The organism is Moorena sp. SIO2C4 (assembly GCF_010672485.1).
GTDB classification, from domain to species: Bacteria; Cyanobacteriota; Cyanobacteriia; order Cyanobacteriales; family Coleofasciculaceae; genus Moorena; species Moorena producens.
In genome coordinates this window covers 1-6,720 of the sequence record NZ_JAAHGN010000361.1, presented here as the reverse complement: position 1 = coordinate 6,720, position 6,720 = coordinate 1, and the positions used below count along the sequence as shown (strand labels likewise).

Genomic DNA, 6,720 nt, shown 5'->3' with positions numbered 1-6,720 from the left:
GGTAGTCTCTGGTTGTGATGGGTTTGATGGTGTGACCGGATCGGTTACGGTAGTCTCTGGTTGTGATGGGTTTGATGGTGTGACCGGATCAGTTACGGTAGTCTCTGGTGTAGTTACTGGTGATGGATTATTGGTCTGGGACTGTGATGGGTATGATGGTGTTTCTGGTTTAGTTACTGGTGATTTGTCCTTGGTCTGGGACTGTGATGAAGATGAAATAGTCTCTGGTGATGGGTCTTTTGATGATACTTTTTTATCTTGCGATTCTTGAGAACTTGGCTTGTCTGGGTATGATGTTGATTTAGATTGATCATAGGATGGGACGGTCGTAGAGGGATTCAAGAACTTGTTGAATCCCGAACCAAATGCCACCACAATCAGTAATATACCGCCTCCGATTAAACCTCCCTTTAAAACTGCCTTGTAACTATCGTTTTGTTTTACAGTGACTGGTAATGGGCCTTTAATAGTGGACACTGAACCTTTATTGGCTGGTGGTGAGTCACCCGGGGAAATGGGGACTGTGGCTACCGTACCCTTGTTGGCTGTTGATGGGGCACCAGGAGAAATGGGGACTGTGGCTTCCGTAGGTGATGCAGGGTCAGATTGGAGAGCATCAAGCATTTGTCTGGCACTAATAAAGCGATCGCGTGGATGGAATCGAATCGCTTTGTCGAGCACTATTCCTAGGTTTGAATAAAGGGGTGGGGCATCTTGACGCCATAAAATCTCACCAGTCCTCTCATCTGTGTGGAATAGCTGTGGTATTTTACCCGTGAGCAACAAAATTGCTGTCAGCCCCAAACTGTATAGATCACTGCTATAGGTTGGGTGTCCTGCTGACTGTTCCGAAGACATATAGCCAGGAGTGCCAATTATAATTGATGCTGGGTGGGGGGTGCCAGAGTTGGTGACTACGGTACTCATTGCTTCTTTGACTGCACCAAAATCAATCAGAACTGGTACCCCATCTCGTTGGCGGATAATGATGTTATCTGGCTTAATGTCCCGATGAATGATACGGCGAGAGTGGACATACTCTAGAACCCTTAACAAACTAATTAGGAGTTCCCTAACTTCAATCTCAGTAAATTTTTTTCCCTGTCTAACCTGTGTTGTAAAGGTATTGCCTCGAATCCACTCTTGAACCAGGTAAAACTTTTCGGCTTCAGAGAAATAGGCATAAAGTCTCGGAATCTGGTCATGTCCTTCCCCTAAGGCTTCTAAAACAGCTGCTTCTCGTTGGAATCGCTCTTGGACGAGCTTGTAAGCTTTGGGATTATGGGCCAATGCCTTAAGTTGCTTAATCACACACCGCCGTCTTGAAGGCATATGGATATCTTCGGCGAGAAAGGTGTCACCGAACCCACCCGAACCTAGAGTCTCAAGGACACGGTAGCGATTGTTTAAGAGTTTTGGATTCATGACGGATTCAGGGACAATTCGGTTCGAAGTGTGGTCTTCATTCTAATGTTAAGCTGGTGTCCTATTCAATTGGATGGTTGAGCAATGAGTTATTGGTAATTATTCATTGCTCATTTGTCCATAACAGGAGACTGTGCTTCCTCAAAACCGACTCAGGACTGAAAACAGTTATTTGGCATTTTAGGGGGTGATTATATTAATCTATGCATAAAAGTCAATGATTATGATGAAATTAGTAATAATTCTTAATATTAACTGAACCCAACGTGGAAACAGATTTTACTCAACACAGTGCCAATACAGAAAAGCCTTGTGTTTTAGTGTGCCAACATAAGTCTTGTTTAGCAGCCGGTTCAGCTGAGGTGCTGGCTGCGTTCGAAGAAGCTGATCTTTCTGACTTTAGCGTGATTGGTACAACTTGCCAGGGACAGTGTAGTTCTGGTCCAACGGTGCGGATTGTTCCGGAGGAGACTTGGTATTGCCGAGTCAAACCACAAGATGTGCCGGTAATTGTGGAACAACATCTGCAAGGGGGTAAGTTAGTAAGGGCAAAACTTCATCCCCGCATCCATATGAGTTTTGGGTATTAGCTATTAGGTATAGCAGTTTTCAAGGGTTTTAGGGAGTCGGGAGTCGGGAGTCGGGAGTCGGGATGGACTGGCGCACTCAGGACTGATTCACTCAGGACTAATCTCGCAATACGTAGCCAACACCGCGCACGGTTTGGACTAGACGGCTTTCGTTGTTGGCTTCTAGCTTCAGGCGCAAGTAGCGAATGTAAACTTCTATGATATTAGAGTCACCCATAAAGTCATAACCCCAGACTCTTTCGAGGATTTGCTCTCGGGTAAGGACTTGTCGGGGATGGGCAAGGAGATATTCGAGTAGATCAAATTCTTTGACAGTCAGTTCAATTAATCGCTGACCTCGATAGACCTCACGGGTGCTATGGTTTAAACTTAAGTCGGCAAATTGCAGGATGTTGGGGTCTTCGGTTTGATTGCGTCGCAGATGAGCTCGGACCCTGGCTAATAATTCCTCTACGCTGAAGGGTTTGACTACGTAGTCATCAGCACCAGCATCTAAACCACTAACGCGATCGCTTACTTCATCTTTAGCGGTTAATAAGATAATCGGCACCTGATTACCAGTAGTGCGCAGGCGTCGGCAAATTTCTGGTCCTGATATGCCCGGTAGCATCCAGTCGAGTATTACTAAATCTGGATTAGATTCCCGCGCTGCTCCCAAACCAGCTAAGCCATCGTAGGCAACACTAACCTCATAACCTTCGTACTTCAGTTCCAGTTCAATGAACTGGGCTAGTTTGGTTTCATCTTCGACAACTAAAATATGGTGGGTCATAATAGCTTGATGGTGTCTAGGCCAAACAACTGTAAGTTTTCAGGACTAATACAGAAATAATAACGGCTCTAACAATTCATGATATCTTCCACAACAATAGTTTTATAGTATTTTGCTATGGATAAATTTGGGAGATAATCGGTGCGTAGACTAATCCTTCGTTTAGGAATTGCATTCATAGTAGGCTTGTTTGGGTTAATCAGCTACTTTACCAGTGTCTCTGAAAATCCAGTAACTGGGGAAAAGCAGCGCATCCAACTTTCCCCCCGTCAGGAAGTGGTGATTGGGTTACAAGCACGGGGACAAATGGCGGCTCAACACGGTGGTCTTTACCCAGATCAAGCCCTTCAAGGATATATTTCTCAGGTGGGAGAGGGGATTGTCAAAAAGTCGGCAGCCTCTGGTTCACCTTATCCCTTTGAGTTCTATTTGTTGAGTGACCCCCGCACTGTGAATGCCTTTGCTTTACCAGGGGGACAAATTTTTCTGACTCTAGCCATGCTCAGGCGACTCAATACAGAAGCGCAGCTGGCGGGGGTGTTGGGCCATGAGATTGGTCACGTAGTGGGACGACATGGTGCAGAACATCTGGCTAAGCAGAAACTTGGGGTAGCATTGGTTAATGCTGTTGGTATTGCTGCCAGTGATGATGCCCAAAGTGGTAGGCAAGCAGCACTACTTGCCCAAGCCATTAATCAAATGGTTAGCCTTAAGTATGGACGCGAGGATGAATTAGAAAGCGATCGCCTGGGTTTTCGGTTTATGACACAAGCGGGCTATAACCCTAGGGGAATCGTTGAACTGATGCAAGTCCTTAACTCAATTCGACAGGGTGGGCAACCACCGGAGTTTTTTAGTACTCACCCTAACCCTAGTAATCGGATTGAACAACTCCAGAGTCTGATTGCTAAAACTTACCCTAATGGTATTCCTCTTAATCTGCAAGAGGGTCGGGAGCGGTTTGCTCGGAATGTTAAGCGGTAACGGTAAGGAGTGTGGTGCTAGATTAAGCACCCTCAAGCTATACTGCTTTAGCAGTCGGTTTGACATCTCCTTAACTAAATTTTTATGGCAGTTAATCAAGACACACTTTGGGAGCGTTTCTTATCCCCGATCATCTTTAGCTTGATTGATCAAGAAAAGCTGCTACAGTTTAACGAAACTATGGATTGGGAAGCTGAGTGCGATCGCTTCCGTAACCCTGAGCTAATCTATCCTGACTATTACAGCACTCAGAATTTCCATGGTATTGAAGGGGGCTACTTGAATGGAAGTGCAGCCACAAGCTACGACCCAATTACCCAATATGCGTTGCCCCCTAATGAAACCTGGGTGCGTCAGGGGTTGATTGATAGTATAGTAGGGAAGCCACGACGAATTCTGGATTTGGGCTGCGGCACCGGTTCCACAACCTTGATGTTAAAGCAGAGGTTTCCTGATGCCCAGGTGATTGGTCTGGACTTGTCACCTTATATGCTGGTCATGGCTGACTACAAAGCTAACAAGGCTAATGTGGATATTCAGTGGCTTCATGGTATGGCTGAACAGACGGGTTTAGCTGATCAGTCTTTTGATCTAGTTACAGCATCACTGTTGTTTCACGAAACTCCACCTCAGGTAACTCAGTCGATTTTGCATGAATCCTTCCGACTGCTCCAAGGGGGAGGACAAGTTTTGATTCTAGACGGCAATCAGACTACGATCCGGGAGGCGAATTGGCTAACGGAAGTTTTTGAAGAACCCTATATCAAGGCTTACGCTAATGGTAGCGTTGATGCTTGGATGGGTGCAGCTAGTTTTGAAGCAGTGCGCACTACGCAATGGTGGTGGCTCCATCAAATAACTCAGGGTCTAAAACCTTTGCCAGTAGGTAAATCAGCTGTTTGGGAATCTCAATCTCAGGAGAGTTTTCCAGATGAAATTGCTTCACAAGGGGTGCCGGTTCCAGCGGTATAGTGCCTTTCTCAAGTAGTAAGCATTCACCGGTCAGCGCTCAGCGCTCAGCAGACTTAACTCAGATAAATTAATGGTTACCTGTTTTATTCAAAAGTCAAGTAGCGTCGCACAGGCTAGAAGCCTGTGAGGTAACGCATAAGCTGATAGCTGATACGCGACACGCTGATAGCTGACCTCAAGTAAGCACTTGGACACAATTAACGTTGACTGTTAAGATTAGTAAAGTTGACTGTTAATATCAGGGAATAGGCAAGGGGGAACGGGGAACAAAAAAGGGTTTATTAACGTTATTTTATTTATGTTTATCAACAAGATAAACATAATTTATCTCTAGGTACTTATGAGTTTGAAAGCAGTTCTGTTTGATTTTAACGGAGTAATAATCAATGATGAGCCGATTCACGAAAAACTAATTGAGGAAATTATTATTGGGGAAAATTTGCGTCCGGATTCCGAAGAGTTTCGACAGGTTTGTACAGGCAGAGGCGATCGCTCTTGTCTGCGAGAGTTACTTAAGCGTCGCGGTCGGGTGGTTACGGAGGATTACTTAAACCAGCTAATCACCCGCAAAGCTGCTGCCTATCAACGTCAGCTAGAAAGTATGGAAACCTTGCCCATTTATCCTGGTGTGGAGGATTTAATGGTTCAGATCCAGGGTGCTCAGATACCGATGGCTCTGGTGACTGGAGCACTGCGGAATGAGGCAGAAGTGGTGCTCCATCGCGCTGGTTTAGCTAACTATTTTAGTTTGATTGTTGCTGGTGATGATATTACTACTAGTAAACCGGAACCGGATGGCTATCTGCTAGCGGTAGAGCGGCTCAATCAAGCCTATGGTAACCTCAACTTGAAACCTGGGGAATGTCTAGTGATAGAAGATTCTTTGGCTGGAATTGAAGCAGCAAAGCGAGCTGGCATGCCAGTGGTAGGAGTGGCTAGTACCTATCCCCTTCATATGCTACAGCGTCACGCTAACTGGACTGTGGATTATTTGAATCAGCTGGAATTAGAACGAGTGCAGCAGGTCTCTTCTGGGGTATCACCTCAGCCAGTAGCAGAAATCTAGACCATACAAGGGCACAGGGATATTAGTCCCGGTGCTAGAATAAACATATAAATAAAAGTAATAAACCAAAGTACTAGGGGAATTGGCTCAGTTGGTAGAGCGCTGCGATCGCACCGCAGAGGTCAGGGGTTCGAATCCCCTATTCTCCATAGATAGCAGGTAAGCTATCAGCTATCAGTTTTCAGCCGTCAGCCGTCAGCCGTCAGCTTGGTGGCACAGGCTTAATGTTTGTGGCACAGGCTTTGACGCTGTGACATAACTCAGCATTATTCGAATGCTGACCTGTTTGATTCAAAAGCTGATAGCTGATAGCTGATAGCTGATAGCTGATAGCTTACATATTACCTATCCCTGAACTGGTTCAACCAATTGGCCAAATCCACTTCGGTTTCAAAATCCAACAAGGCTTCCCCTAAATCCTCAAACTGGGAAAAGGATAATTGCTCAATTTGATGCTGTAATTGGGGATTGAGCTGACCTAGGCGACGGTTAAGTAGACGGATAATTAAATTAAGCTCATTGCGCTTTCCTTGTTCTAATCCTTGTTCTAATCCTTGTTCTAATCCTTGTTCTAATCCTTGTTCTAATCCTTGTTCTAATCCTTGTTTTAATCCTTGTTTTAATCCTTGTTCTAATCCTTGTTTTAATCCTTGTTTTAATCCTTGTTCTAATCCTTGACTAATAATCCGTTGATAAACCACCGACTCTTGCATCATATCCTCCCGAAAATAGGCTTGAATTAACTGCTCATCAAATTTCACCCCAGCCAACAGTTGCACGCAAGCAGACAGGTTAAGCTGCTGTTGTCTATCTTCAATCATATCGATTTTGGCTGCTACCTGGGAGAGTAATGTTTCTGGGACTTCAGCTTGTGCTAACACTGCCAAGGGTAGTAACCCTGGCGTTGTCAA

7 protein-coding genes and 1 tRNA gene are annotated in these 6,720 nt (G+C 45.1%); 5 read left to right on the top strand and 3 right to left on the bottom strand.

Annotated elements, in window-relative coordinates:
- The coding region (locus F6K20_RS18905; protein ID WP_287295634.1) for a serine/threonine protein kinase at positions 1-1,425 on the bottom strand (1,425 nt) is incomplete at its 3' end.
- A gap of 266 nt (positions 1,426-1,691) precedes the next feature.
- Here F6K20_RS18905 and F6K20_RS18900 point away from each other — a divergent pair.
- Complete coding sequence (locus tag F6K20_RS18900) at positions 1,692-2,015, top strand: (2Fe-2S) ferredoxin domain-containing protein (protein WP_083373839.1); 324 nt, start codon at positions 1,692-1,694, stop codon at positions 2,013-2,015.
- Positions 2,016-2,112: 97 nt separating this feature from the next.
- Here the strand turns inward: F6K20_RS18900 and F6K20_RS18895 are convergent, their stop codons facing one another.
- On the bottom strand, positions 2,113-2,787 hold the full coding sequence (locus tag F6K20_RS18895; RefSeq protein ID WP_008188917.1) for a response regulator transcription factor: 675 nt from the start codon (positions 2,785-2,787) through the stop codon (positions 2,113-2,115).
- A gap of 141 nt (positions 2,788-2,928) precedes the next feature.
- On the opposite strand from F6K20_RS18895, the gene F6K20_RS18890 reads away from it, so the two are divergent.
- The 4 genes from F6K20_RS18890 to F6K20_RS18875 all read left to right on the top strand — a co-directional run bounded on the left by F6K20_RS18890 (position 2,929) and on the right by F6K20_RS18875 (position 5,958).
- The gene (locus tag F6K20_RS18890; protein ID WP_287264748.1) at positions 2,929-3,771 is read left to right on the top strand and encodes a M48 family metallopeptidase; all 843 of its coding nucleotides are present in this window, start codon (positions 2,929-2,931) and stop codon (positions 3,769-3,771) included.
- An 84-nt stretch (positions 3,772-3,855) separates the two neighbouring features.
- The gene (locus tag F6K20_RS18885) at positions 3,856-4,743 is read left to right on the top strand and encodes a class I SAM-dependent methyltransferase (RefSeq protein ID WP_008188920.1); all 888 of its coding nucleotides are present in this window, start codon (positions 3,856-3,858) and stop codon (positions 4,741-4,743) included.
- Positions 4,744-5,083: 340 nt separating this feature from the next.
- A complete protein-coding gene (locus F6K20_RS18880) occupies positions 5,084-5,809 on the top strand; it encodes an HAD family hydrolase (protein WP_008188921.1) in 726 nt (241 codons plus the stop codon).
- Between the two features lie 76 nt (positions 5,810-5,885).
- A tRNA-Ala gene (locus F6K20_RS18875) sits at positions 5,886-5,958 on the top strand.
- 192 nt (positions 5,959-6,150) lie between these two features.
- Here the strand turns inward: F6K20_RS18875 and F6K20_RS18870 are convergent.
- The coding region (locus tag F6K20_RS18870) for a DUF4351 domain-containing protein (RefSeq protein ID WP_287295632.1) at positions 6,151-6,720 on the bottom strand (570 nt) is incomplete at its 5' end.